Genomic DNA, 21,688 nt, shown 5'->3' on the forward strand with positions numbered 1-21,688 from the left:
AGCCCCGCCGTCGCAGGCGAATATCAGGAATCGGTGCTCGCGCGCTGCGAGGCGGTCGCCGCTCCGCGCAGGCTCGGCACCACGACCAGGCGATTGAACTCGCCATTGTCGTAGGCCTTGATGAACCGATCATAGTCCTTGATCGAGACGCAGCCGTTGGAATCGCCGCGCGGCCCGAGCAGGTAATTGTGCGTGAGCAGCCCGACGCGGCCGAGCGCGCTGGTGCCTTCGACCGGGGTCATGCGCAGCGCACGGACGCCGTGGAACGGCTTTTCGCGCGGCTTCAGGTCATAGGTCGCCGGCGGCGTCGCGCCGACCATCCGCCGGTCGACATGATCAGGATTGTCCATCAGCGCGCCTAGGCCGGAATGGGCTTCCAGCGCCACGCCGCTCGGCAGGTAGACCGCCTTGGCCGAGATGTCATAGACCGCAGTGCGCGAATCGTAGCCGAGAGCGGCGAGGTCCGGCCCCCTGCCGAGCAGGCCGTCGCCGGGCGTCAGCGAGGCCAGCTTGATCTTGTCGGTGAATTTTTCGAAGAAATTGCGGTTGTCGACCCTGAGATTGGTATCCGCATAGGCCTGGCTGGAGGCGATCTGAGCGGAGAAGTCCGCCTGGACCGGACGCGCGCGCGGCATGGGGATGGCATCGGCGCGCTGCGAGCGCCTCGCCTCCTCGGTCATGTACCGGTCGTCCTCGCTCAGGATCGAGCGCCAGTCGTCGCCCTGGAGCTTCTGGGCCAGCATCGCCTTGGCATCCCGCAGCTTGAGCTGGGCCGCATTCACCGCGGAGCGCTCCAGCACCCGCAGGCCTAGCTCGCGCGGCGACGGGCCGGCCGAGGCCGAGGCGAAACGGTCCTCGAATGAGGGGGCATTGGCCGGCGGCAACGCCGCGGAAGCCAGCGGGGTCGAATCGCTGATATCGGCGACCCACGCGGCGGCGCCGAGCGCGAGCGCCATCGCGGCCACAGACAGCAGAATCGCTTCTGCCCGCCCGACACGGCGGCGCGACAACAGCCTCTCGGCGTGTGCTGCGTCGGAAACCATCAGATCCCCAAATCGACCCCCGGGGGCGTACCCACCCCCACCCGGAGAGACTCTATACCAGCTACCACATTGGGAGCCAAAAGTTAGGCATAATCGGGGCCGCCAAGGCCCTCCAAAGGTATCCCCTAAGGTATCCAATGACCGATCCGTTCGATCTAGATCGCTTTGTCCGGGCCCAGGATCCGGTCTACGGCGACATCTTGGGCGAGCTGACCGGGGGCCGGAAGCAGACTCACTGGATGTGGTTCATCTTCCCCCAGGTCGCAGGTCTCGGGTTCAGCGCCATGTCGCAGCGCTATGCCATCGGCTCCCGCGCGGAGGCTGAGGCTTATCTCGCCCACCCCATCCTGGGCGGCCGGCTGATCGAATGCACCAAGCTGGTGCTCGCGGTCGAGGGCCGGACCATCAACGCGATCCTCGGCGCGCCGGATGATGCCAAATTCCGCTCGTCGATGACGCTGTTCGGCACAGTGTCCGACGAGCCCGTCTTCGATCAGGCGCTCGCCCGATATTTCGCAGGCGAACGCGACGGCGCCACGCTGGAGATCCTCGAAAAGCTCGATCGGGCTCGGCATTAGCAGACGCCGATCAGCGTCCTTGGAAGACGGCCGCGCGACGCTCGATGAAGGACTGGATGCCCTCCTTGGCGTCGGCACTGCCGAGCACGCGATCGCGAATTCTCGGGATGTAGGCAATCGCAGCCGCTTCGCCAGCTTCGACATAGTTCGCCGCCGCTTCCTTGGTCATCTGGATGCCGAATGGCGCATTGCGCGCGATCATGGCGGCGAGCGTCATCGCCCGCTCGATCTGCTCGCCTGCAGGCACGACCTCCTGGACGAGGCCGATCGTATGCGCGCGCTGCGCCGAAAACTCGTCGCAGAGGAACAGATGATACATCGCATCGCCCCAGCCGGCCCGCGACAGGAAGCGGAAGTGCGCGCCGCCCAGCGGTGCAATGCCGCGCCTCGCCTCCATCTGGCAGAAGCGTGAATCATCGGCCGCAACCACGATGTCACCGGCGAGCATCAGCTCGATGCCGATGGTGTAGACGACACCCTGCACGGCCGTCACGATCGGCTTGCGGCAGCGCTTGTTGAGCCCGAACGGGTCGACATTGCCGTCCTTGATGTTGCGCTTCTCCGCGGTGGGACCGAAGAATTTGGGCATATCTAGACCTGCAGTGAAATCCCCGCCCTCGGCGCAGATCACGCCGACGCGATAGGCCTCGTTGTTGTGCAGTTCGGTGAGTGCATCGGACAATTGCTCCATCATCGCAGGCGTGAATGCGTTCTTCTTCGCGGCGTTGGCGATGATGATCTTGAGGACGTGGCCGTGCACCTCGGTGCGGATCTGACCTTCGCTCATGTGCTCGTCTCCCGATTGGTGGTGTTGGCAGCAAGTCAGGCCGGCTGCTGAAGCGCCGCGCGGATCGCCTCGATCCGGGCCGGCGTGAACACGCCGGAATCCAACAGCTGAAGGATCGAGAGCACCCCGCCGCGCGATCCCCAGCTTCCCTCATTGATGATCTCGAAATTGACCCACCAGGTCGGCGACGGCGCCGGCATGCCGCAGGCCTCCGCAAGCCGCGCCAGCACGTTGCGGATCACCTCGGCGCGCACCTCCGCCGGCCAGGCCGCGTTCATGACGGCGATGTTGACGGTGATGATGTCGCGCGGCTTGTCCTGATCGCACAGCAACCGGCCGCCGATCGCCATGCTGTCGGGCGGCAGGTCGTGGAAATGCACCTGGAACCCCATCCGGGCCGCCGGCGCCCTCTGGCCGACCTCCGGCTCGAGCACAGCGTCGGTCAGGCTTTCAGCAAGCTGCCGGCGCTGCGGCAGGCCGAGCCGTCCGGCCGGTGCGGTGACGGTGATGATGGTCAAATTGGCACCTCTCCACGAATATGACACTCGTCATATCTCAACACGACTTGCCTATGTCAAGTGTCATAGTCTAGATGGAGATGGCCAATTGCAGGATTCCCGATGACTGCCACCACACGCGACAGGATGATCGCCGGCGCCGCCGACCTGATGAGCCGCCGCGGCGTCAACGCCACCAGCATGCGCGACGTGGTCCGCCACACAGCGACGCCGCGCGGCTCGATCAGCCACCACTTCCCCGACGGCAAGCCGCAATTGATCGCCGAAGCCGTGACCTTCGCCGGCCGGCAGGTATCCATTCCTCTGGAGAAAGCCATGAACGAACGCGGCGTGCTCGGCGGCCTCAAGGCTTTTGTCGCATCGTGGCGCCGTCAGTTGGAGGCAACCGGCTTCGAGGCCGGCTGCCCCGTGCTCGCCGTGGCGGTCGATCGCTATGTCGGTGAGCCCAGTGACAAGGTCGATGCGGCCGCGCAGCAGCGCCTGCTCGACCTCGCCGACGGCGTATTCGCGGATTGGCGGCGGATCATGCAAGCAGCCTTGTTGCGCGAAGGACTGACTGCCGAGCGCGCTGAGCGGCTTGCAACGCTCGTCGTCGCCTCGATCGAAGGCACGGTCGCGATGTGCCGCGCCAGCCGCAGCGCCGACGCGCTCGATCAGGTTCAGGAGGAACTGGAGATCGTCCTCGCAACCGCCCTCGCCTGCACAAAAAAATAGATTGGAGACGCGCAATGGACTTATCCCGGCAACGCGAACTCGCCCGTCAGCTCGCCGATTTGCGTCGCGAGGGCCGGCAACAGAGCGGCCTCGACGAACGGCTGGTCCCACCGGATGCGGACACGGCGTACCAAGTCGCGCGGATGGTCGAAGAAGAACTCGGCTGGGATGTGGTCGGCTGGAAGATCGCGGGCATGAAGTCCGGGCTCCAGCGTCAGCTTCGCATCTCCGCGCCGATCTATGGGCGGGTGTTCGCGCCCCTGATCAAGAGTTCGCCCGCCAGCGTCGAGCATGCCAGACAATGCAGCCCGATCCCCGAAGTCGAGTTCCAGGCGCGTCTCGGCGCTGATCTGCCGCCGCGCGCAAAGCCCTATACGGTGGACGAAGTCGGCGACGCCGTCGCCTCGTTGCATCCCGGGATCGAGCTCGCGGAGTGCCGCTTCATTCACGATGCGGCGTTTCCACCGATGCCGGCGATCATGGCCGACGGTTCCGGATCAGGAACGATCGTGCTCGGGGAGCCCATCGCCGACTGGCGCAGCCGCGACGTCGCCACTCAGGATGTCGTCCTCAATTGCAACGGCATCGAACGGCGCCGCGGCTCCGCTGCAGAGGCGATTGACCATCCGCTGGTGCCTCTGGCCTGGCTTGCCAACGAGCTGTCGCGGACCGGCATCGGTCTCAAGGCCGGCCAGACGATCAGCACGGGAACGCTGACCGGTATGCTCCGGCCCAAGGCTGGCGAAACCTACGTTGCCGATTTTGGCCCGCTGGGATCGGTCAGCGCGACCTACAGCTGAGACGGCCAAAGAGCGTAAACCGCAGATTAACATGGCCGCCCTATCGTCCGGGCGAAATAATTCTCCGTTATTTGCCGGACAGATCATGAAAATCGGTACGCTCCTGACCAGCGCCATCGTCTCGCTCTCGACCGTCGGCGGCGGCCTCGCCGTCTACGTCGCCGCGACGAAATACGAGACCATGGAACGGATCACTGAAGCGCAGGGGCGGCTCGCAATCGTCCGTGCGGTCAGCGACATCCCGCGCTATCTCAATCCGGAGCGCGGCTTTTCCACCAACATCCTGTACGGACCCGCGGCCATCGACCCGGCGCTACTGGCCGAGCAGGACAAGCTGCGCAAGCAGACCGACCGCGCCCGCGACAAGATGAATGCACTGCGCAAGGAGCTGCCCGGCTCCTTCGACGACGGCACCACGATCGGCAGCAACATCGACGGCCTCAACGCGAAGTTCACTGGCCTGCGCGAGGCCATCGACAAGGCGCTGGCGGGTCCCGCCGATGCACGTAAGGACGCCGCCAAGAAGATCGTCGCCGAGAATGCCGTGCTCAACGGCGGCGTGACCGCGCTGCTCAACGAGCAGGTCCGCCGCATGGCGATCCTGAACGGTGACGCCTACCGGCAGGCCAGCTACGCCAACGTCGCGATGACGCTGCGCGACGTCGGCGGCTTCAACTCCAGCCTGCACAAGAATCTCCTCGGCGGAAAGAAGCCGGCGACCGAAGCCGAGAAGGCCGACATTGCCCGCTCGCAGGGCCGCAACGATCAGATCGTGATGGCGCTGCAGGAATTGCGCGGCAATCCAACAACGCCGGCGAACGTCGCCGCGGCGCTGGAGAAGTTCAATTCGATCTATGTCGAGGAGTTCGGCCGCGAGCTCAAGCTGGTGAAGGACGGCGCCGTCACCGGCAAGTACGAGCACGACATGGACACCTATTATGCCGCCACGCAGCGCGGCCTCGGCACCATCATCGAGGTCCGCGACGCCCTCTACGGCAACGCGGAGCAGATCCTCGCCGGCGCGTCCTCCGGTGCCCGCACCAGCTTCACGATCGCGCTCGCCGGCCTTGTCGCAGTGCTGATTGCCAGCGCCGGCCTCATCGTGACGGTTCGCCGCCGCGTCTGCGGGCCGATCGTCGGCCTGACGACACGCATGTCGCGGCTCGCCGACGGCGAGGTTGCGGAGAGCATTCCGGGCGCCGAGCGCTCCGACGAGATCGGCGCGATGGCCGCGGCCGTTCAGGTGTTCAAGGACAACATGATCCGGGCCGATCGGCTCGCGGCCGAGAAGCAGGCCGAGAACGACGGCAAGATGCGCCGCGCCCAGGCGCTCGACGATCTCACCCGCGCCTTCGAGGCCAAGGTGACCGAGCTGGTCGGCGGCCTGTCGCGGGCCTCTGCTGCAATGGAAAGCACCGCGCAGTCGATGACCTCGACGTCGGCGCAGACCAACAGCCAGGCCGCCGTGGTCGCCGCCGCCTCCGAACAGACCTCGACCAACGTGCAGACGGTCGCGAGCGCCACCGAAGAGCTGACCTCCTCGATCGCGGAGATCGGGCGTCAGGTCGCCCAAAGCACCGAGATCGCGGCACGTGCCGTCGACAATGCCCGCCGCACCGGCGACACGGCGCGCACGCTCGCCGAAGGCGCCCAGAAGATCGGCGACGTCGTGACGCTGATCCAGAGCATCGCCGAGCAGACCAACCTGCTTGCGCTGAATGCAACCATCGAAGCCGCCCGTGCCGGCGAGGCCGGCCGCGGCTTTGCCGTGGTCGCCTCCGAAGTGAAGTCGCTGGCCGGCCAGACCGCCAAGGCCACGACGGAGATCTCCGAGCAGATCACCGCGATCCAGACCGCGAGCGACGAGACGGTGGCGGCGATCCGCAACGTCGCCGACGTCATCGCCGAGATCGACCAGATCGGCACCGCGATCGCGGCGGCGATCGAGGAGCAGGGCTCGGCGACCAAGGAGATCGCCCGCAGCGTTCAGGAGGCCGCCCGCGGCACCCAGGAGGTCAACAGCAACATCTCCGGCGTGCAGCGCGCCGCCGACGACACCGGCGCCGCGGCAAGAGAGGTGCTGGGCGCGGCCGAGCAGCTCTCGACCCAGTCGCGCGATCTCGCCGGCCAGTTCGAGCGCTTCCTTGGCGAGGTCCGAGCGGCGTAGCGCGACGTCAATACGGCGGCGCCTTGCGCGCGCGCTGCGCTTTCGCCGCCTCGATCCACCACGTCAGATCGTCGGCGAAGCGCGGAAACGAGCGCTCCAGAGCCTTGCCGCCATCGCCGATCGGCTCGCCGGCTTCCGACAGCGTCTGCGCGATCGGGCCGACACCGATGGTGCTCGATACCACCACCATGCCCATCTCCGAGAGCGTGCCGTGCCAGGCGGTCGCCGCGCGTGCTCCGGACAGCCGGCCGGCCGAATAGCTCACGATCGCGGCCGGGCGCCAGAACCATTCCTCCAGGAAATGGTCGGTGAGGTTCTTCAGCCCGGGCTGCATGCCCCAATTATACTCGCCGGTGACGAAGACGAATCCGTCGGCCCCGCGGATCTGCCCGGCCAGCTTCTCCAGCGCCTCCGGCGCCGAGCCCTTGGGATGTTCCTTGTACATGCGGTCCAGCATCGGCAGCCCGATCGCCTTGGCGTCGATGAATTCGACGTCCTCGCCGCGGCCGCGCAGCCGGTTGATGACGAAATTCGCAAGGCGGATGCCCATGCGGTCGGAACGGTAAGAACCGTAGAGAACGAGAATGCGATTGCTCATGGCTCGACGGTAGCACGAAACCGGCGCCCAGCCCTACTCGATTTGTCGCATTACCGTCCGCGACCATGCTCCAGCGTTTGCGACGGCGTCTCGCCGAACTGGTCGCGGTAGCTTCTGGAGAAATCGCTGAGGTGCCAGAAGCCGTACGCCAGGGCCACCGCCTTGACGCTATCGGCCCCGGCGAGAAGGCGCCGTCGCACCAGCCACAGCCGGTGCAGACGCAAATATCGGTGCAGGCTCATGCCGCGATAGCGGCGCACGACGTCGTGCATGGTGCGAACCGACAGCCCGAGCCTGCGCGCGATCTGATCGCTATAAATCGGCTCCGACAGGTCGTCGGAGAGCAGCGCGCGGATGTCCTGGAATGTCCTGAAATTCCGTCCGTCGTTAGGTCCGAGGGTCCAACGGGCCGAAACGATCGCTGCAAAGGCCTCGTCGACGGCTCCGAGCAGGGACTCCTTCATCGCCGCGCCCTTTAACAAGAGCTCCGGCGCCGGCATCGGCCCGGCCGCCTCGGCCAGCACCTCCCGAACCACGCCGCGCAACCGCTGCAAGCCGGCCGTGGAGACTTCAAAAATCTTGAAGCTCAAGAGCGTCGACGGCCAGCCACGATCCCTCACCTCCGGCCGGAAAACCACCGAGGCGATTTGCCGCTGCACCTCCTCGATGGTGGTGTAGGCCGCCCCGCCGTTGCCAATGACCACAACGGGCCGCGCACGTTGCGAGCCGTTGAAGCGAATTGGCACGTTGAGATCGTCCATCGTGAAGCCGATCGCAGTGCAATTCTCCACGAGTTGTGCGTCAACCACCCTCGGAAATGAGCGCGTAAAATTCACGTCGCAGCCCGGTAAGGCGAGGATCGCCTGCTCAGCCGAAATCTTCCGCACAAGAGGGGTGAATTCGAAATTCAGCCCGCGTATGGCGCTTCGAAATTCGTCAACGTCTGAAAAACGAAATGTTTTGAGTGCCGAGCTCGGCACATCGTCAATGCTGTTCATGGAAATAAGAGAATGCCGCGCCACTCTGGATGTGCGTCCGGCCGCGGAATGCCGGTTCGCTTCCTCCCTCAATTATTTCGCTAGAATCGATTCTGTCGTGTCCTGATTAAATGGAGCGGGGCCGGTTGAAAGAACAATCCGGGACAACCCTGCCTCGCCGAATTTCGATAGCGTTTCCCACAAGGCCGGCGGTGCTGAAATACCCCAGCCTTCGACAATTAAAATTCAAATTAACGCCTTTGCGGCGGAATGACCGTTGTTTGATCGTCAATTCATTTCATTTCAGGCTCCTGCCATGACGGCAAATTCGCCTGCTGATAATCTGGCCGAATTGGAGAGAGCGGTCGCTACGTGTCCGCTGGAGCGGTGCGCTCGCATTCTCTTCGGCCTCCTGCAACTGCTCACAAGCAGCCGCGGTCAGTCCCTGGAATTGCTCGCCGATGTGCTCGACGGCGTCCTGCTGCGACTGATCGAGCGGGTTGATGCCAGCACGCTGATCGATGTCAGCGCGGCTCTCGCAGAGCTCAAAGTGGCTCCGCCGAACACCGTCCGACGTCTCGCCTCGCACCGCGATCCGGAAGTCGCCTGCCCCGTCTTGCTCCGCTCGCAGTCACTGTCCACGGCCGATCTCACATTGATCGCAGCCGCGAGCGGCGTACGGCAGCAATGTGCCATCGCCGGCCGCGCGCCGATCGATCCACGGGTGACGGAGACGCTGATCAAGGGTGGCACTTCCAGCGTTTGTCTTGCGCTGATCGGCAACAGCGAGGCAAGATTCTCCGAAGCCGCTTACGTTGCGCTGGTTGAGAAGTGCCTGGTGGATGACGAACTCACCAAGGCACTGGCGCTCAGGCCCGACACGCCCGACACGGTCATGCGGAAGCTGCTGTCGGCCTCACGGGCGCCGAAACCCGGCATTGCGCCGAACGCCGCCGTCTCGCTTCGATCCGCAACGGCCGCACCAATCGCGGCCGAGCTACCGACCGCGGCCGCCTATGCAAGCGCGCGGCCAGAGATCGTAGCACTCAGCCGCATCGGCAAGCTCAACGATTCCACCGTGAATCGCTTCGCCATCCGCGGCGAGACCGCCAACCTCATGACCGCGCTGTCGGTGCTTTCAGGCGCTCCCATCGAGATCGTCGAGCATGTCATGACCGACGAGGATTGCGAGGGCCTCGTCATGGCCTGCCGCGCCTCGCGGCTGAACTGGCAGACCACGCTCGCCATCCTGAGCAACCGCAGCGGCACACGGCTTTCTTTCGCCGAGCGCGAACGCGCGCAGCACATTTTCGAGACGCTGCTTCTGTCAACCAGCCAGTGGACCGTGCGGTGGGGCGAAATTGCCGCAAACGCCAAGGAGTGCGGCCGGGGACATCGCGACACAAAAAAGATGGGGGTTAGCCGATGAAGTTCGACGGTCGCAAAGCCTTTCGCGTGAAGATGGACCACAGGCAGCCGGTCAACCTCATGGGATCCGACGGCACCTGGCGGCGCAGCTGCGTCCTGCTCGACGTCTCGCAGACGGGCGCGAAGGTCGAGGTCGAGGGCACGCTGGACGTGCTCCAGGCCAAGGAATTCTTCATGCTGCTGTCGTCGACGGGCCTCGCCTACCGGCGCTGCGAGCTGGTCTGGATTGACGGCACCACGGCCGGCATCCACTTCGTCACCTCGCAAAGCAAGAAGAAGCAGGCGAGTACGCCGGCTGCCGCAACGCAGGCCGCCGCTCAGGCCAAGTAGACGAGAATTCGACCCCTCGATGGGAGCCCGCGATATTCCGGGTCATGTCCGTGCAGAACGCGCAAACCACACTCAAACCCACCAGCCTCGACGGCACCGCCGTCGCTGGAGCGCCGCGCCCGTTCGTGCATGTGCTGGCCGACACGTCCGACAAGCTGGCCGGTGTGTGCTCGATCCTCGAGCAACGCTTTGCCGTCGCGGGCGAGCGGCTGGACGCCGAGGCCAAGCTGTCAGAGGTGCCGTCCGCCATCGTCATTCGCGCCGAACTTCGCGATGTCGACAACATTGCGGCGATCAAGAAGCGGGCGGGCAAGCTCGCTAAAGCGAAGAAACGGATTTTCCTGCTGGAGCACACCTCCCATGTCGCCGTTTCGCAGGCCTATGCGCTTGGAGCGACACTGGTCCTGCCGGGCACGATCAACCGGGCGAGGTTGCTGGCGGCGCTGTCTGATCCGGCTGATCCGCTCTCCCCTCTGTCGCGTCCGACCGTGCAGTCCGACAACGCCGTCGAGACCGCGGCGACCGCGATCGCATCCATGTTCAACTCCGTCACCCTGGGCCAGCCGCTCGACGTCAACGGCACCAGGGAAGCCGGTCGCCAGATCGCCGAGCGCATCATCCGGCATGGCCTGACGGAATGGCTCACCACGGTGCGGCGGCACCACGAAGGAACCTATCAGCACTGCCTGCTGGTGACCGGTGTCGCCGTCGACTTCGGGCTGAGCCTCGGCGTCGGCAGGACCGACCTCGAGCGTCTCTACTCGGCGGCCATGTTCCACGACATCGGCAAGGCGCAGATTCCGCTCGCCATCCTCGACAAGCCGGGCCGGCTCGATGCCGCCGAGCGCGCCCTGATCGAAACGCATCCCGCCGCCGGCTACGCATTTCTCAAGGACCATGACGGCATCTCGCGGGAGATTCTCGATGCCGTTCGCCATCATCACGAGTATCTCGACGGGAGCGGCTATCCCGATGCGCTCTGCGCCGAGAGCATTGGCGATATCGTCAGGATCCTGACGATCTCCGACATCTTTGCCGCGCTGATCGAGCACCGGCACTACAAGCCGACCATGCCGCGCGCGGAGGCCTACGACGTTCTGTGCGGGATGACAGGCAAGCTGGAGAAGGCGCTGGTCCGCTCGTTCAAGCAGGTCGCGCTCACGCGGTGAGCGCTGTGACCCGTATCGAGCGCAGCCTAGTGCGTCGCACGATGACTGGCGCGGCGCGGGATGGAGCGGCAGGCCAGTCCGTCGGCCAGCAGCTTCATGTCCTCGTGCCGGCCGCTGCGAATCAGCCGGCCGAACTCTTCGGGTGTGAAAGGAAGACTTGGATCATCATCGATCTTAGGCCGCAGTCGCGGACCGAAGAACCGCCGAACCAGGCTAGCCAGCCGCCGCATATCGATTCCCTCGCGCCAGCAACAAACCTCTCAGTCCGCATATTGTTCCTCCCGCGACTTCGAGATTGCAAGAGGCCACGCGCGACACCGCACCAAAAAATTTTCCGCCAGAGAATAATCTCCTCTGCTCGTGCTAATCGGCAAAACCCACGTAATGCACGAACTGGTGGTTGTGCTCGCGGTCCGAGCGCACGGCGTTCGCGGCAAAACCGTCGTCGGGATAGCCCAGCGCGACACAGGTCATGATGACCTCGTCCTCCGGAATCTCGGCGACCTCGCGCACGATGTCGGAGCGCATGATGCCCTGCCCGTTGATGACCGAGCCGAGTCCGCGGTCCCACGCCGCGAGCACGATGCCGTAGCAGAGCGCACCGAGATCGAAGTGGCAGACCGCGCCGGGATCGAGCACGCGGTCATAGGTCAGCACCAGCGAGACCGGCGCGTCGAACTGGCGGAAGCCGCGCAGCACCCAGTCCTGCCGCATCGGCTTGTCGTCGCGTGCGATTCCCATCGCGCCGAACAGCTTCTTGGCGATGTCGACCTGCCGGGTGCGATGCACGCCCTGGTATTCGCCATGGCTGACGATGTCGCGCTTGACCTTGGCGCCGCCGGCCATCTCCGCCATGTTGCGGCGACGCACCTCCTCCAGCGGATGACCCGTGAGCACATGGACATGCCAAGGCTGGGTGTTCATCGACGAGGGCGCGCGCTTGGCGCTCTCGATGATCGCCTCGATCACCGCGCGCGGCACCGGCTCGTTCTTGAAGCCACGCACGCTGCGGCGCGACTGGACCAACGTCTCGAATTCCACCTCGTGAATCTCCCTGCCCGTTCGTCCGGCCGTGCGACGCACGCCGGTTGCCGATGCGGCCCCGCAAAACCTATGCTAATGACCAAGCAAGACCAAGAACCCTGTGAGGAAAGCCCATGGCCGCACCGCTCGATCCCGTCATCGCCCAGATCATTCCGCTCATGCCGATGCGCGATCCCACGGCCATGACGCCACAGAGCGCCCGCGATTCCTTGCGCGCACTCGCTGCCTCGCGTGCCGCCATTCCGCCGCCGCCGGTCGATAGCGTCGAGGATATCAGGGTGAAGGGCGGCGCCAGTCTGCTTCCCGCACGGGTCTATCGGGTCGGCCCCGCGCCGGCACCGACGGTGGTGTTCTTCCACGGCGGCGGCTGGGTTGCGGGCGATCTCGAAACCCACGACCGGCAGGCGCGCAACCTTGCGATCGAGACCGGCGCGGTCGTCGTCTCCGTCGACTATCGCCGCCCGCCCGAGACGCGCTTTCCCGGCGCCTTCGAGGATGCTTTCGCCGCGGTCAGCGACGTGTTTGGCCGCGTCGCGGAATTTGGCAATGACGCAACGCGTTTCGGCGTTGCCGGCGACAGCGCCGGCGGCAATCTCGCAGCGACGAGCGCGATCGCCTGCCGGGAGGCCGGCATCAAGCTCGCCGCGCAACTGCTGGTCTATCCGGTCACCGACGTCGTCGGCGCTTATGCCGATGCGCGCGAGAACGCGCGCTATCCCTCGCGCGCGGAGAACGCCGAGGGCTACTTCCTCACACGGGCGACGATGGAATGGTTCTGCGGCCATTATCTCGCCGATCCCGCGCACGCCGGCGACTGGCGCGTCTCGCCGCTGCGGGCTGCCTCCTTGGCCGGCGTCGCGCCCGCGATCGTGACCACCGCCTGGTTCGATCCCCTGCGCGACGAAGGCGCCGCCTATGCGCGGGCCCTGGAGGCCGCCGGCGTGAAGGTCAAGCACCATGAGGGCCCCGGCCTGATCCATGGCTATTTCGGCATGGGCGACGCCTCCGACGTCGCGCGCGCTGAGGCGCAGCGCGCGCGGGCCGACTTCAAGGCGCTGCTGATGCGCGGCGCGTGAAGGCGATCAGGCGCTCTGCGGCCGCTGCGCCGCGGTGTGCCCCCAGGTCTCGTCCCAGTCCTGACCGGCGGCATCGACCACGCGGCCGTCGGCTTCGAAGAACTTGTTCGGCACCTGGAAGATCGCCAGGATCAACGCGCCGTCCGGACACCAGGCGGCGTGCCGGCTGCCCGCCTCGCGCCAGATGAATTCGCCGGCCTTGCAGGCAATGCCCTTGGCCGGCCCCTCCTTGTCGACGAGCGCACCTTCGATGACCCAGCTCTGCTCGATGCCGACATGCTCGTGATCGGGCAGCACCGATCCTGGCGCAAAACGCATCAAGGCGGTCATCAGCCCCGTACGCCGATCGAACAGCAGCGTCTTGGCCTCGCAGCCCGGAAAGCGCGTCTTCTGCCAATCCATGTCTTGGGGGCGAACCAGGTGGGAATGCCGATCGGCTGCCTGGTCGTGCGGGATCGCGGCGTCCATCACGATGCTTCCTCTCCATCTCAAGGGACCAACGCTAGCAGGATCGCCCGATGCGGTCAGCGAGCACTGCAACAGAGGCGACATCTCCCGCGCTTGAAGCGCAAAAATCAGCGGGCGACCGGGCGGCCCAGTGCTCATCCTGCTTGATTGCGCCACGATTCCCGGCTCCAATCTGCCGGCCATTTCTGGTTCAGGAGACCCCCATGATGAAGCGGATTTTCGTCGCTGCGATCGTTGCCACCTTCGCAGCGGGTTCGGCCCTTGCGCAAGAAACCTGCGAGAGCAAGGCCGTCGGCAAGGACGGCAAGCCGCTGGCCGGCGCCGCCAAGACCTCGTTCCTGAAGAAATGCAAGGAAGACGCCTGCGCGCCCAAGGCAGTCAGCGCCGACGGCAAGCCGCTCGCCGGCGCCGCCAAGAACAGCTTCATGAAGAAGTGCGAGACCAGCGCGTAAGGCGCAGTGCGTTCCGGGCCTTTTCAGCAAGCCATCACAAACGAAATGCCGTCATGGCCGGGCAGATGCGCGTCTTCGCGCCAGATGTCCCGGCCATCGGCTTCTTGTGCCCCACCCCGCCGCCAGTTTCCGACACGCGCCGAGCGCGTAAAGCAAACACGCCGCGACCCTAGACAGAACGCAGCGGCTGACGGATGATGCAGCGCTGAGCGAACCGGGGCGCATCGACGAGGCTTCCAGCAAAGGATGGGCGAGATGTTGCAGTTCCGCGTGCGTGATCACATCACGGCGATAATGAGCGTGCTCTTTACGCTGCTCATGATCGTTGACGTTGCCAACGCGAGAGGCCCCGGCCTGCCCAACGTCATGGTTCTCGCAACCGGCGGCACGATCGCCGGCAGCGGGGCGAGCAGCACCACCGTCATCGGGTATACCGCAGCCACGGTGGGCATCGAGACCCTCTTGAATGCCGTCCCCGAGTTGAAAACGGTGGCCAACGTCAAGGGCGAGCAGGTCTTCCAGATCGCCAGCGAGAATATGAACAATGATTATTGGCTGAAGCTCGCCAAGCGCGTCAATACGCTCCTCGCGCAGGACGACGTGGACGGGATCGTGATCACGCACGGAACCGATACGATCGAGGAAACCAGCTATTTCCTGAATCTGGTCGTCAAGAGCAAGAAGCCTGTGGTCGTCGTCGGTGCGATGCGTCCATCGACCGCGATCAGCGCGGACGGCCCGATCAACCTCTTCAATGCGGTGATCCTCGCAGGCAGTGAAGAAGCCGTCGGCAAGGGCGTGCTCGTCGCCCTCAACGATCAGATCAACGCCGCACGCGACGTCACCAAGAACAACACGTCCACGGCAGACACCTTTCGCACGCCCGAACTCGGCTTTCTCGGCTACATGCAGGGCAACAAGCCGTATTTCTATCGCCAAACGACCCGCCGGCACACGGCGGATTCCGAATTTGACGTGTCCAAGCTCGATGTCCTGCCGCAGGTCGACATCGTCTACGGCTACGCCAACATGAACCGGGTCGCGATCGACGCCTTTGTCGCTGCCGGCGCCAAGGGGGTCGTGCATGCCGGCGTGGGTGACGGCAGCCTGGCCCGCCCGGCGGTCGAGCCGGCGCTCGACGATGCCCGCAAGAAAGGCGTGGTGATCGTTCGCAGCAGCCGTGTCGGCAACGGCATCGTCGCGCGCAATGGCGAGGCCAAGGACGATGAGCACGACTTCGTCGTCTCGGATACGCTCAATCCCCAGAAGGCGCGCATTTTGCTGATGCTGGCGTTGACCAAGACGAGCGACACCAAGGACATTCAGCGGATGTTCTACGCATATTAGAGCTAATCGCGCTTGAACCGGTAATCGAACGCGGCGCCGAACGGCTTGATCAGCCCGGCCGTCGGCGCCGGAAAATGGATCGGCAGGATCAGCGTGTCCGTGTCGGCAACAGAGGCGAAGAACTTTAGTCGCGACATCGCGGACTGCTTCGCATCCCAATCCGGCTTCGCCGACCAGTCCGGCTCGCGACACTGGATCTGGTGGTGCATGAGGTCGCCCGCGACCACGGCGCGCTGGCCTTTCGAAAAGATATTCACGCAGCAATGACAGGGCGAATGCCCCGGCGTCGGGGTCAGCGTCACGGTATCGTCGAGCGCGTAATCGTCCTCGACCAGCAGCGCCTGCCCGGCCTCGACGATCGGCAGGCAATTGTCGCGAAACACGGTGCCCGGCGGATTGCTGCCTTTGGCGTTCTCCGCCTCCCAAGCCGCGTATTCCCCCTTGTGGAAGACGTACTTCGCGTTGGGAAACGTCGGCACCCAGCGTCCGTCGCGCAAGGTCGTGTTCCAGCCGGTATGGTCGATGTGCAGATGCGTGCAGAACACGTAATCGATCTGCTCGAAGCCGATGCCGAGCGCGAACAATTCGTTGCGCCAGCGCGCCTTACCGGGAAAATCGAACGGCGGCGGATGGCCCTTGTCCTCACCGGTACAGGTGTCGACCAGGATGGTGTAGCGCGGCGTGCGCACCACAAACGTCTGATAGGTGATCACCATCATGCCGCGCGCGGCGTCGAACACCTCCGGCTCCATCGTCGGTAGATGGCGCTTGAACACGTCTTCGTCATAGGCCGGGAAGAAATCCTGCGGCCGGCGCCACGGCCCCTCCCGCTCGATCACCGCATCGATGGTGATGTCGCCGATCCGGACTGGCTTCATGGGTGTTCGCTCCCTTTTTGACGAAAGCGTAGCGAACGGAATCAGGGCATTCAAGGCACCAAACCCGGGAGCCTCCCATGCGCCCCGTGCCGCAAATCAACCTCAAACGCCGGAGAAGATGATCGCGGAATGAGGAATGTCCGGTGGGCAGGAAACTGAGAGTGACCACGGCGATCGTGATCGCCGTCGCAGCTGCAATCTACGTCAACAACACAAGCCTTCTGGCGCCGCATCGGGACGGCAAGCCGGTGCTGCTCGCCCATCGCGGCATGGCGCAACGATTTGACGAGCGCGAGCTGAAGAACGACACCTGCACCGCCGCGCGGATGCTGCCGCCGGCGCACGACTACCTCGAAAACACCCTGCGCTCGATGCGCGCGAGCTTCGAGGCCGGTGCCGACGTGGTCGAGCTCGACGTGCACCCGACCAGTGACGGCGAGTTCGCCGTCTTCCATGACTGGACACTCGACTGCCGGACCGACGGCCTCGGCGTCACCCGCGCGCAGAGCGTGGCAAAGCTGAAGACGCTCGATATCGGCTACGGCTACACCGCCGACGGCGGCAAGACCTTCCCGTTCCGCGGCAAGGGCGTCGGCATGATGCCGACCTTGTCGGAGGTGTTCGCCGCCTTCCCCGACAAGCAGTTGCTCATCAACGTGAAGAGCCGGGACCCGGACGAAGGCGAGAAACTTGCCGGCGTGCTGACCACGTTGTCGGCCGGGCGGCGTAGCACCATCATGGTCTATGGCGGCGACGAGCCCATCGACGTGATCCGTCGCCTCGCCCCGGATGTCCGCACGATCTCGCGGAAGTCTATCAAAAGCTGCCTGGCACGCTATATCGGATTCGGCTGGACCGGTCTCGTCCCAGAGGCCTGCCGCAACGCGATAGTGCTGGTGCCAATCAACGTCGCCCCCTGGCTATGGGGCTGGCCCGATCGCTTTCTCGCGCGCATGAACGCCGTCAACAGCGCTGTGTTCGCGCTCGGCCCCTACAGCGGCGGCGAGTTCTCCACCGGCATCGATACGCCGGAATTGCTTGCGCGGCTGCCGCAAAGCTATTCCGGCGGCATCTGGACCAACGAGATCGAGGCGATCGCCAGGCTCACCGGCAACAGCAGAGATTAGCTCCGCAGCCCCGGCGCCTCCTGTCCGGTGCGCGCGACATACTCGGTGTAGCCGCCGCCATATTGGTGGACGCCTTCGGGCGTCAGCTCCAACACGCGGTTCGACAGCGTCGCCAAGAAATGCCGGTCGTGCGAGACGAACAGCATGGTGCCCTCGAAATCCGACAGCGCATTGATCAGCATTTCCTTGGTGGCGAGGTCGAGATGGTTGGTGGGCTCGTCCAGCACCAGGAAGTTCGGCGGGTCGAACAGCATCTTGGCCATCACGAGGCGCGCCTTCTCGCCGCCCGAGAGCACGCGGCAGCGCTTCTCGACGTCGTCGCCGGAGAAGCCGAAGCAGCCGGCGAGCGCACGCAAGGAGCCCTGCCCCGCGGTCGGAAACGCGTCCTCCAGCGACTGGAACACGGTGCGCTCGCCGTCGAGCAGATCCATCGCGTGCTGGGCGAAATAGCCCATCTTGACGCTGCCTCCGAGCGCCACGGTGCCCTCGTCCGGCTCGCTCGCACCGGCAACCAGCTTGAGCAGCGTCGATTTGCCGGCGCCGTTGACGCCCATCACGCACCAGCGCTCCCGACGGCGGATCATGAAATCCAGCCCGTCATAGATGCGCTTTGAGCCATAGCCCTTGTGCACGTTCTTGAGTGCGACGACGTCCTCGCCCGAGCGCGGCGCCGGCAGGAAGTCGAACGCCACGCTCTGCCGGCGCCGCGGCGGCTCGACGCGCTCGATCTTGTCGAGCTTCTTGACCCGGCTCTGCACCTGGGCCGCGTGAGAGGCACGCGCCTTGAAGCGCTCGATGAACTTGATCTCCTTGGCGAGCATCGCCTGCTGGCGCTCGAACTGCGCCTGCTGCTGCTTCTCGTTCTGCGCCCGCTGCTGCTCGTAGAACTCGTAATTTCCGGTGTAGGTGGTGAGCGAGCCGCTGTCGATCTCGATCACCTTGGAGATCACGCGGTTGATGAACTCGCGGTCATGCGAGGTCATCAGCAGCGTGCCCTCGTAATCGTGCAGGAATTTTTCCAGCCAGATCAGGCTTTCGAGATCGAGATGGTTGCTCGGCTCGTCGAGCAGCATCACGTCGGGCCGCATCAGGAGAATACGCGCCAGCGCCACGCGCATCTTCCAGCCGCCGGAGAGTTTTCCGACGTCGCCGTCCATCATCTCCTGGCTGAAGCCGAGGCCGGAGAGCGCCTCGCGCGCGCGGCCGTCGAGCGCATAGCCGTCGAGCTCCTCGAACCGGTGCTGCACCTCGCCGTAGCGGGCGATGATCTCGTCCATCTGGTCGGCCTTGTCGGGGTCGGCCATGGCGGCCTCGAGCTCGCGCAATTCGGCAGCGACCTCGCTGACGGGACCGGCGCCATCCATCACCTCGGCCACCGCGCTGCGGCCACTCATCTCGCCGACGTCCTGGTTGAAATAGCCGATGGTGATGCCGCGATCGATCGAGACCTGACCCTCGTCGGGCAGTTCCTCACCGGCGATCATCCGGAACAGCGTGCTCTTTCCGGCGCCGTTCGGCCCGACGAGACCGATCTTCTCCCCCTTGTTGAGGGCCGCGGAGGCTTCGATGAACAGGATCTGGTGGCCGGCTTGCTTGCTGACGTTGTCGAGGCGGATCATGAGGTCATTTTTCGGGGGATTTTTGCGTTGCAGCGTCATAGGCCATGCCGGCCGCCAGGGGAAGCCCGGCGGGACGCGGAATCGCCTCATTGGCCAATCCCTGCCCAATCAGAGCCGCATGAACCGAGCGGTTTCTAAGACCGCAGCCGGGCGGCCCGAGGTCTGCTCTGGTTCAAAGGTGCCCTCCTCAATCCTGCGGGCTGAACTCTGTTGCTTGCACGATCCCTCTCCATCGTGCTGATTCCGATGCGAGTAGCTGCGCGAATCCGTCCATTTCGATGGAGTCGATCTCGACCGACAATTTTGCGAGGCTGGTCCCCATCTGACTTGTTCGCAGCGCCGCCTGAATAGCTCCGTTAAGGCCTTCAATGATATCCGACGGAGTCTTCGCCGGAACAAAGAACCCGAACCATGTGACATCCTTGAGCATGGGATAACCGGATTCCATCATCGTCGGCACATCGGGAAGGAAAGGACTGCGAGCTGAACCAGTGGTCGCCAGCGCGCGCAGTTGGCCAGATTGAACAAGACCTAAGGAGCTGTCGATCGGCATGATGGCTGATGCAATCTCGCCCTTGAGGAGATCCTGGATTGCCGCCCGACCTTGATATGGCACGTGGAGAAACTCGAAGCCTGCCGAGCGTCCCAAGGCTGCGCCAATCAAGTGCAAACTGGTTCCAACTCCCGGTGTGCCATAGGTCGCGTCCCCAGCGTTGGCGCGGCACCACGAGACGAAATCGGCAAGCGTCCTTGCCTCTCCTGGCACGCGCGGCCCGACCGTCAATACTGCGGCGAACGACGCAACAGTCGATACCGGGACAAAGTCCTGCGGCTCGTATCGCAGTCTCCTATGGGTGTGAGGAAAGAGCGTGAGGAAACCTGTCGGCGCGAACAGAATGACAGATCCGTCCGGGGGAGCGGCTTTCACGGCTTCCACGGCGACACGACCGCTCGCGCCCGGTCGGGGTTCGACGACAATCGACGTCGCATAAGTCTTCATCTGGTCCGCAAGGAGCCGCGCGACAGCATCGGGCAGCCCCGCCGTGAACCCTGTCAGGATATGAGCCGTTTTGACGCGCGGTTCAGCTACGATCTGCGACATGGGACCCGCAACGGAGAAAGCGACGCCGGCCGCCGACACTGCGAGAAAGTCACGACGCGTCCGCATGGGCCACCTCCGTGTTTCACCCAATTCCGTAACGTGTTCTCGGCCATGCCGATGGGACCGCCGACGTCTCGTCAACCAAAGCGTGCGCCGCGAAGACATATCTGTCCAATTCTGATATGTGATGGCTCGATAACCGATTTGACAGGTTCAAGTCATGCAGTGGGCCGATCGCATTGGACGCCGCCTGAAGCTGCGCGATCTTCACATTCTCCTGACCGTCGTAGAGCGCGGTAGCATGGCAAAGGCCGCGGCGGAGCTGGCGATCTCGCAGCCCGCCGTATCGAAGGCAATCACCGATTTGGAATACATGTTCGGTCTTCGTTTGCTCGACCGTGGCCGAGGCGGGATCGAACCGACGGCGTACGGCCACGCTCTGGTCGCGCGAGGCCGAGTGATATTCGATGAACTCAAGCAGGGTATCGACGAAGTCGCATTTCTGGCCGACCCGTCTGCAGCAGAGTTGCACATCGGCAGTACTGAGAGTATCGCGGCCGGCTTCTTGCCCGCAGTCATCAAGGACTTCTCGCAAGAGCAGCCGCGAGTGCGCTTGAACGTCGCACAAGCCGTCATCAGCAAGCTGCATTATCGTGAGCTGCGCGAGCGCAGCATCGATCTCATGCTGGGCCGTATTCCGACGCCATTCAAGGAAGCCGATCTAAAGGCGGAGGTGGTGTATGACGATCAGGTCGTCGTCGTGGCGGGCCGCCGAAGCAAATGGGCGCGAGCGCGCAAGCTCGAGCTCGCCGATCTCTCTGGCGAGCGCTGGATTCTGCCTCCAGCGGACACCATGCACGGGTCACTCACGACTGAGTTGTTCGGCGCGAGTGGCACAGACCTGCCACGTGCTCCCGTCACGACGCTCTCGATTCATCTGTGCTGCCAATTAGTTGCCACCACACGATTTGTGACGATGCTTCCGGCGTCCATCATTCGCCATGGCAACCATGATCGGTCCCTCAAGGTACTTCCAATTCGGCTTCCCGCGCAGCCACGGCCTGTCGCAATCGTAACGCTCAAGAATCGCGCTCTCAGCCCCGCCGCAAAGCTCTTTATCGAGTCCGTTCGGCGAACTGCGAGACTCGATGGCAAGGGCTCAATACCCTGAGTGCGATGCGACATGCATCCTGTGGGTGGCCTGGAAGAAGCCGATCCCGACCGCAAGGCTGCAGACCAGGATGCGTCGGACAAACTGGACGCCGCGCGACTGGCAGAAGTCCGGCGGCATCTTTGCTGCGCCGCGACATGCGCGTGAATATCGGGCTGCTTGGAGTCGAACGTCTAAGACCAATAATGCGACACCGGGGCTTGTCGGATGCCGGCAATGCGTCCAAACTGTGATCAAAGTCGCTGGAATGCGGCATACCTCCAGCGGTTGACAACGGCAAGCGCACTGAAGCGCG

At 64.5% G+C, this 21,688-nt stretch carries 22 protein-coding genes; 12 read left to right on the forward strand and 10 right to left on the reverse strand.

Features of this window, described 5'->3' with window-relative positions; all coding sequences use genetic code 11:
* Window positions 1-23 precede the first annotated feature (23 nt).
* Complete coding sequence (locus P0R31_RS24015; protein WP_275516790.1) at window positions 24-974, reverse strand: DUF2778 domain-containing protein; 951 nt, start codon at window positions 972-974, stop codon at window positions 24-26.
* A 206-nt stretch (window positions 975-1,180) separates the two neighbouring features.
* Between P0R31_RS24015 and P0R31_RS24020 the strand changes: the two genes are divergently transcribed.
* Window positions 1,181-1,621: a DUF1810 domain-containing protein gene (locus tag P0R31_RS24020; RefSeq protein WP_275516681.1), complete on the forward strand. Its 441-nt coding sequence runs from the start codon at window positions 1,181-1,183 to the stop codon at window positions 1,619-1,621.
* A 10-nt stretch (window positions 1,622-1,631) separates the two neighbouring features.
* Here the strand turns inward: P0R31_RS24020 and P0R31_RS24025 are convergent, their stop codons facing one another.
* Together P0R31_RS24025 and P0R31_RS24030 are read right to left on the reverse strand one after the other, a co-directional pair.
* On the reverse strand, window positions 1,632-2,408 hold the full coding sequence (locus P0R31_RS24025; protein WP_275516683.1) for a crotonase/enoyl-CoA hydratase family protein: 777 nt from the start codon (window positions 2,406-2,408) through the stop codon (window positions 1,632-1,634).
* A gap of 35 nt (window positions 2,409-2,443) precedes the next feature.
* On the reverse strand, window positions 2,444-2,926 hold the full coding sequence (locus tag P0R31_RS24030; protein ID WP_275516684.1) for a tautomerase family protein: 483 nt from the start codon (window positions 2,924-2,926) through the stop codon (window positions 2,444-2,446).
* Between the two features lie 126 nt (window positions 2,927-3,052).
* Here P0R31_RS24030 and P0R31_RS24035 point away from each other — a divergent pair, with 126 nt between their 5' ends.
* From P0R31_RS24035 to P0R31_RS24045, 3 genes are all read left to right on the forward strand, one after another.
* Window positions 3,053-3,640, forward strand: a complete 588-nt coding sequence (locus P0R31_RS24035) for a TetR/AcrR family transcriptional regulator (RefSeq protein ID WP_275516685.1) — start codon at window positions 3,053-3,055, stop codon at window positions 3,638-3,640.
* 14 nt (window positions 3,641-3,654) lie between these two features.
* Window positions 3,655-4,440, forward strand: coding sequence for a 2-keto-4-pentenoate hydratase (locus tag P0R31_RS24040; protein ID WP_275516687.1), 786 nt, complete (start codon window positions 3,655-3,657; stop codon window positions 4,438-4,440).
* Window positions 4,441-4,525: 85 nt separating this feature from the next.
* Window positions 4,526-6,607 carry a methyl-accepting chemotaxis protein gene (locus P0R31_RS24045; protein ID WP_275516688.1) on the forward strand — a complete coding sequence of 694 codons (2,082 nt, stop codon included), beginning with the start codon at window positions 4,526-4,528 and terminating at the stop codon, window positions 6,605-6,607.
* A 7-nt stretch (window positions 6,608-6,614) separates the two neighbouring features.
* Here P0R31_RS24045 and P0R31_RS24050 read toward each other — a convergent pair whose 3' ends face one another.
* Window positions 6,615-7,205 (reverse strand): NADPH-dependent FMN reductase, encoded by a 591-nt coding sequence (locus P0R31_RS24050; protein WP_271546851.1) that lies wholly within the window; start codon window positions 7,203-7,205, stop codon window positions 6,615-6,617.
* 50 nt (window positions 7,206-7,255) lie between these two features.
* Window positions 7,256-8,203, reverse strand: coding sequence for an AraC family transcriptional regulator (locus P0R31_RS24055; protein ID WP_275516689.1), 948 nt, complete (start codon window positions 8,201-8,203; stop codon window positions 7,256-7,258).
* A gap of 295 nt (window positions 8,204-8,498) precedes the next feature.
* On the opposite strand from P0R31_RS24055, the gene P0R31_RS24060 reads away from it, so the two are divergent.
* The 3 genes from P0R31_RS24060 to P0R31_RS24070 are packed head-to-tail and all read left to right on the forward strand — an operon-like array spanning window position 8,499 to window position 11,109.
* Window positions 8,499-9,611 (forward strand): DUF2336 domain-containing protein, encoded by a 1,113-nt coding sequence (locus tag P0R31_RS24060; protein ID WP_275516691.1) that lies wholly within the window; start codon window positions 8,499-8,501, stop codon window positions 9,609-9,611.
* Window positions 9,608-9,940, forward strand: a complete 333-nt coding sequence (locus tag P0R31_RS24065; RefSeq protein WP_275516692.1) for a PilZ domain-containing protein — start codon at window positions 9,608-9,610, stop codon at window positions 9,938-9,940. The genes P0R31_RS24060 and P0R31_RS24065 overlap by 4 nt, the downstream gene beginning before the upstream one ends.
* Before the next feature lie 50 nt (window positions 9,941-9,990).
* A complete protein-coding gene (locus P0R31_RS24070; protein ID WP_275516792.1) occupies window positions 9,991-11,109 on the forward strand; it encodes an HD-GYP domain-containing protein in 1,119 nt (372 codons plus the stop codon).
* 363 nt (window positions 11,110-11,472) lie between these two features.
* Here the strand turns inward: P0R31_RS24070 and P0R31_RS24075 are convergent, their stop codons facing one another.
* Entirely contained in the window at window positions 11,473-12,150 is a 678-nt protein-coding gene (locus tag P0R31_RS24075; protein ID WP_275516694.1) for a nitroreductase, read from the reverse strand.
* A gap of 116 nt (window positions 12,151-12,266) precedes the next feature.
* Here P0R31_RS24075 and P0R31_RS24080 point away from each other — a divergent pair, with 116 nt between their 5' ends.
* Window positions 12,267-13,229, forward strand: a complete 963-nt coding sequence (locus P0R31_RS24080; RefSeq protein ID WP_275516695.1) for an alpha/beta hydrolase — start codon at window positions 12,267-12,269, stop codon at window positions 13,227-13,229.
* A gap of 6 nt (window positions 13,230-13,235) precedes the next feature.
* Here P0R31_RS24080 and P0R31_RS24085 read toward each other — a convergent pair whose 3' ends face one another.
* Entirely contained in the window at window positions 13,236-13,697 is a 462-nt protein-coding gene (locus P0R31_RS24085; protein ID WP_275516696.1) for a cupin domain-containing protein, read from the reverse strand.
* Between the two features lie 203 nt (window positions 13,698-13,900).
* Here P0R31_RS24085 and P0R31_RS24090 point away from each other — a divergent pair, with 203 nt between their 5' ends.
* Window positions 13,901-14,149 (forward strand): hypothetical protein, encoded by a 249-nt coding sequence (locus P0R31_RS24090; RefSeq protein WP_271546860.1) that lies wholly within the window; start codon window positions 13,901-13,903, stop codon window positions 14,147-14,149.
* A gap of 255 nt (window positions 14,150-14,404) precedes the next feature.
* Window positions 14,405-15,496, forward strand: coding sequence for a type II asparaginase (locus P0R31_RS24095; protein WP_275516699.1), 1,092 nt, complete (start codon window positions 14,405-14,407; stop codon window positions 15,494-15,496).
* A 2-nt stretch (window positions 15,497-15,498) separates the two neighbouring features.
* On the opposite strand, the gene P0R31_RS24100 is transcribed toward P0R31_RS24095, so the two are convergent.
* Window positions 15,499-16,374 (reverse strand): MBL fold metallo-hydrolase, encoded by an 876-nt coding sequence (locus P0R31_RS24100; RefSeq protein WP_275516701.1) that lies wholly within the window; start codon window positions 16,372-16,374, stop codon window positions 15,499-15,501.
* A 143-nt stretch (window positions 16,375-16,517) separates the two neighbouring features.
* Between P0R31_RS24100 and P0R31_RS24105 the strand changes: the two genes are divergently transcribed.
* Window positions 16,518-17,501 (forward strand): glycerophosphodiester phosphodiesterase family protein, encoded by a 984-nt coding sequence (locus P0R31_RS24105; RefSeq protein WP_275516702.1) that lies wholly within the window; start codon window positions 16,518-16,520, stop codon window positions 17,499-17,501.
* Here the strand turns inward: P0R31_RS24105 and P0R31_RS24110 are convergent.
* Both P0R31_RS24110 and P0R31_RS24115 read right to left on the reverse strand, forming a co-directional pair.
* Window positions 17,498-19,120, reverse strand: coding sequence for an ABC-F family ATP-binding cassette domain-containing protein (locus P0R31_RS24110; protein WP_275516703.1), 1,623 nt, complete (start codon window positions 19,118-19,120; stop codon window positions 17,498-17,500). The genes P0R31_RS24105 and P0R31_RS24110 overlap by 4 nt on opposite strands.
* A gap of 187 nt (window positions 19,121-19,307) precedes the next feature.
* Window positions 19,308-20,288, reverse strand: a complete 981-nt coding sequence (locus P0R31_RS24115; RefSeq protein ID WP_275516705.1) for a Bug family tripartite tricarboxylate transporter substrate binding protein — start codon at window positions 20,286-20,288, stop codon at window positions 19,308-19,310.
* 154 nt (window positions 20,289-20,442) lie between these two features.
* On the opposite strand from P0R31_RS24115, the gene P0R31_RS24120 reads away from it, so the two are divergent.
* Window positions 20,443-21,393 (forward strand): LysR family transcriptional regulator, encoded by a 951-nt coding sequence (locus P0R31_RS24120; protein ID WP_275516706.1) that lies wholly within the window; start codon window positions 20,443-20,445, stop codon window positions 21,391-21,393.
* The last annotated feature ends 295 nt before the right edge of the window (window positions 21,394-21,688 follow it).

It is taken from the genome of Bradyrhizobium yuanmingense, from assembly GCF_029167105.1.
Taxonomy (GTDB): Bacteria; Pseudomonadota; Alphaproteobacteria; order Rhizobiales; family Xanthobacteraceae; genus Bradyrhizobium; species Bradyrhizobium yuanmingense_A.

Excerpts from the sequence above, each read along its gene's own strand:
- P0R31_RS24020 (WP_275516681.1), top strand. The coding sequence starts at position 1,181 with ATGACCGATCCGTTCGATCTAGATCGCTTTGTCCGGGCCCAGGATCCG.
- P0R31_RS24025 (WP_275516683.1), bottom strand. The coding sequence starts at position 2,408 with ATGAGCGAAGGTCAGATCCGCACCGAGGTGCACGGCCACGTCCTCAAG.
- P0R31_RS24035 (WP_275516685.1), top strand. The coding sequence starts at position 3,053 with ATGATCGCCGGCGCCGCCGACCTGATGAGCCGCCGCGGCGTCAACGCC.
- P0R31_RS24040 (WP_275516687.1), top strand. The coding sequence starts at position 3,655 with ATGGACTTATCCCGGCAACGCGAACTCGCCCGTCAGCTCGCCGATTTG.
- P0R31_RS24045 (WP_275516688.1), top strand. The coding sequence starts at position 4,526 with ATGAAAATCGGTACGCTCCTGACCAGCGCCATCGTCTCGCTCTCGACC.
- P0R31_RS24050 (WP_271546851.1), bottom strand. The coding sequence starts at position 7,205 with ATGAGCAATCGCATTCTCGTTCTCTACGGTTCTTACCGTTCCGACCGC.
- P0R31_RS24055 (WP_275516689.1), bottom strand. The coding sequence starts at position 8,203 with ATGAACAGCATTGACGATGTGCCGAGCTCGGCACTCAAAACATTTCGT.
- P0R31_RS24060 (WP_275516691.1), top strand. The coding sequence starts at position 8,499 with ATGACGGCAAATTCGCCTGCTGATAATCTGGCCGAATTGGAGAGAGCG.
- P0R31_RS24065 (WP_275516692.1), top strand. The coding sequence starts at position 9,608 with ATGAAGTTCGACGGTCGCAAAGCCTTTCGCGTGAAGATGGACCACAGG.
- P0R31_RS24080 (WP_275516695.1), top strand. The coding sequence starts at position 12,267 with ATGGCCGCACCGCTCGATCCCGTCATCGCCCAGATCATTCCGCTCATG.
- P0R31_RS24085 (WP_275516696.1), bottom strand. The coding sequence starts at position 13,697 with ATGGACGCCGCGATCCCGCACGACCAGGCAGCCGATCGGCATTCCCAC.
- P0R31_RS24090 (WP_271546860.1), top strand. The coding sequence starts at position 13,901 with ATGATGAAGCGGATTTTCGTCGCTGCGATCGTTGCCACCTTCGCAGCG.
- P0R31_RS24095 (WP_275516699.1), top strand. The coding sequence starts at position 14,405 with ATGTTGCAGTTCCGCGTGCGTGATCACATCACGGCGATAATGAGCGTG.
- P0R31_RS24100 (WP_275516701.1), bottom strand. The coding sequence starts at position 16,374 with ATGAAGCCAGTCCGGATCGGCGACATCACCATCGATGCGGTGATCGAG.
- P0R31_RS24110 (WP_275516703.1), bottom strand. The coding sequence starts at position 19,120 with ATGATCCGCCTCGACAACGTCAGCAAGCAAGCCGGCCACCAGATCCTG.
- P0R31_RS24115 (WP_275516705.1), bottom strand. The coding sequence starts at position 20,288 with ATGCGGACGCGTCGTGACTTTCTCGCAGTGTCGGCGGCCGGCGTCGCT.
- P0R31_RS24120 (WP_275516706.1), top strand. The coding sequence starts at position 20,443 with ATGCAGTGGGCCGATCGCATTGGACGCCGCCTGAAGCTGCGCGATCTT.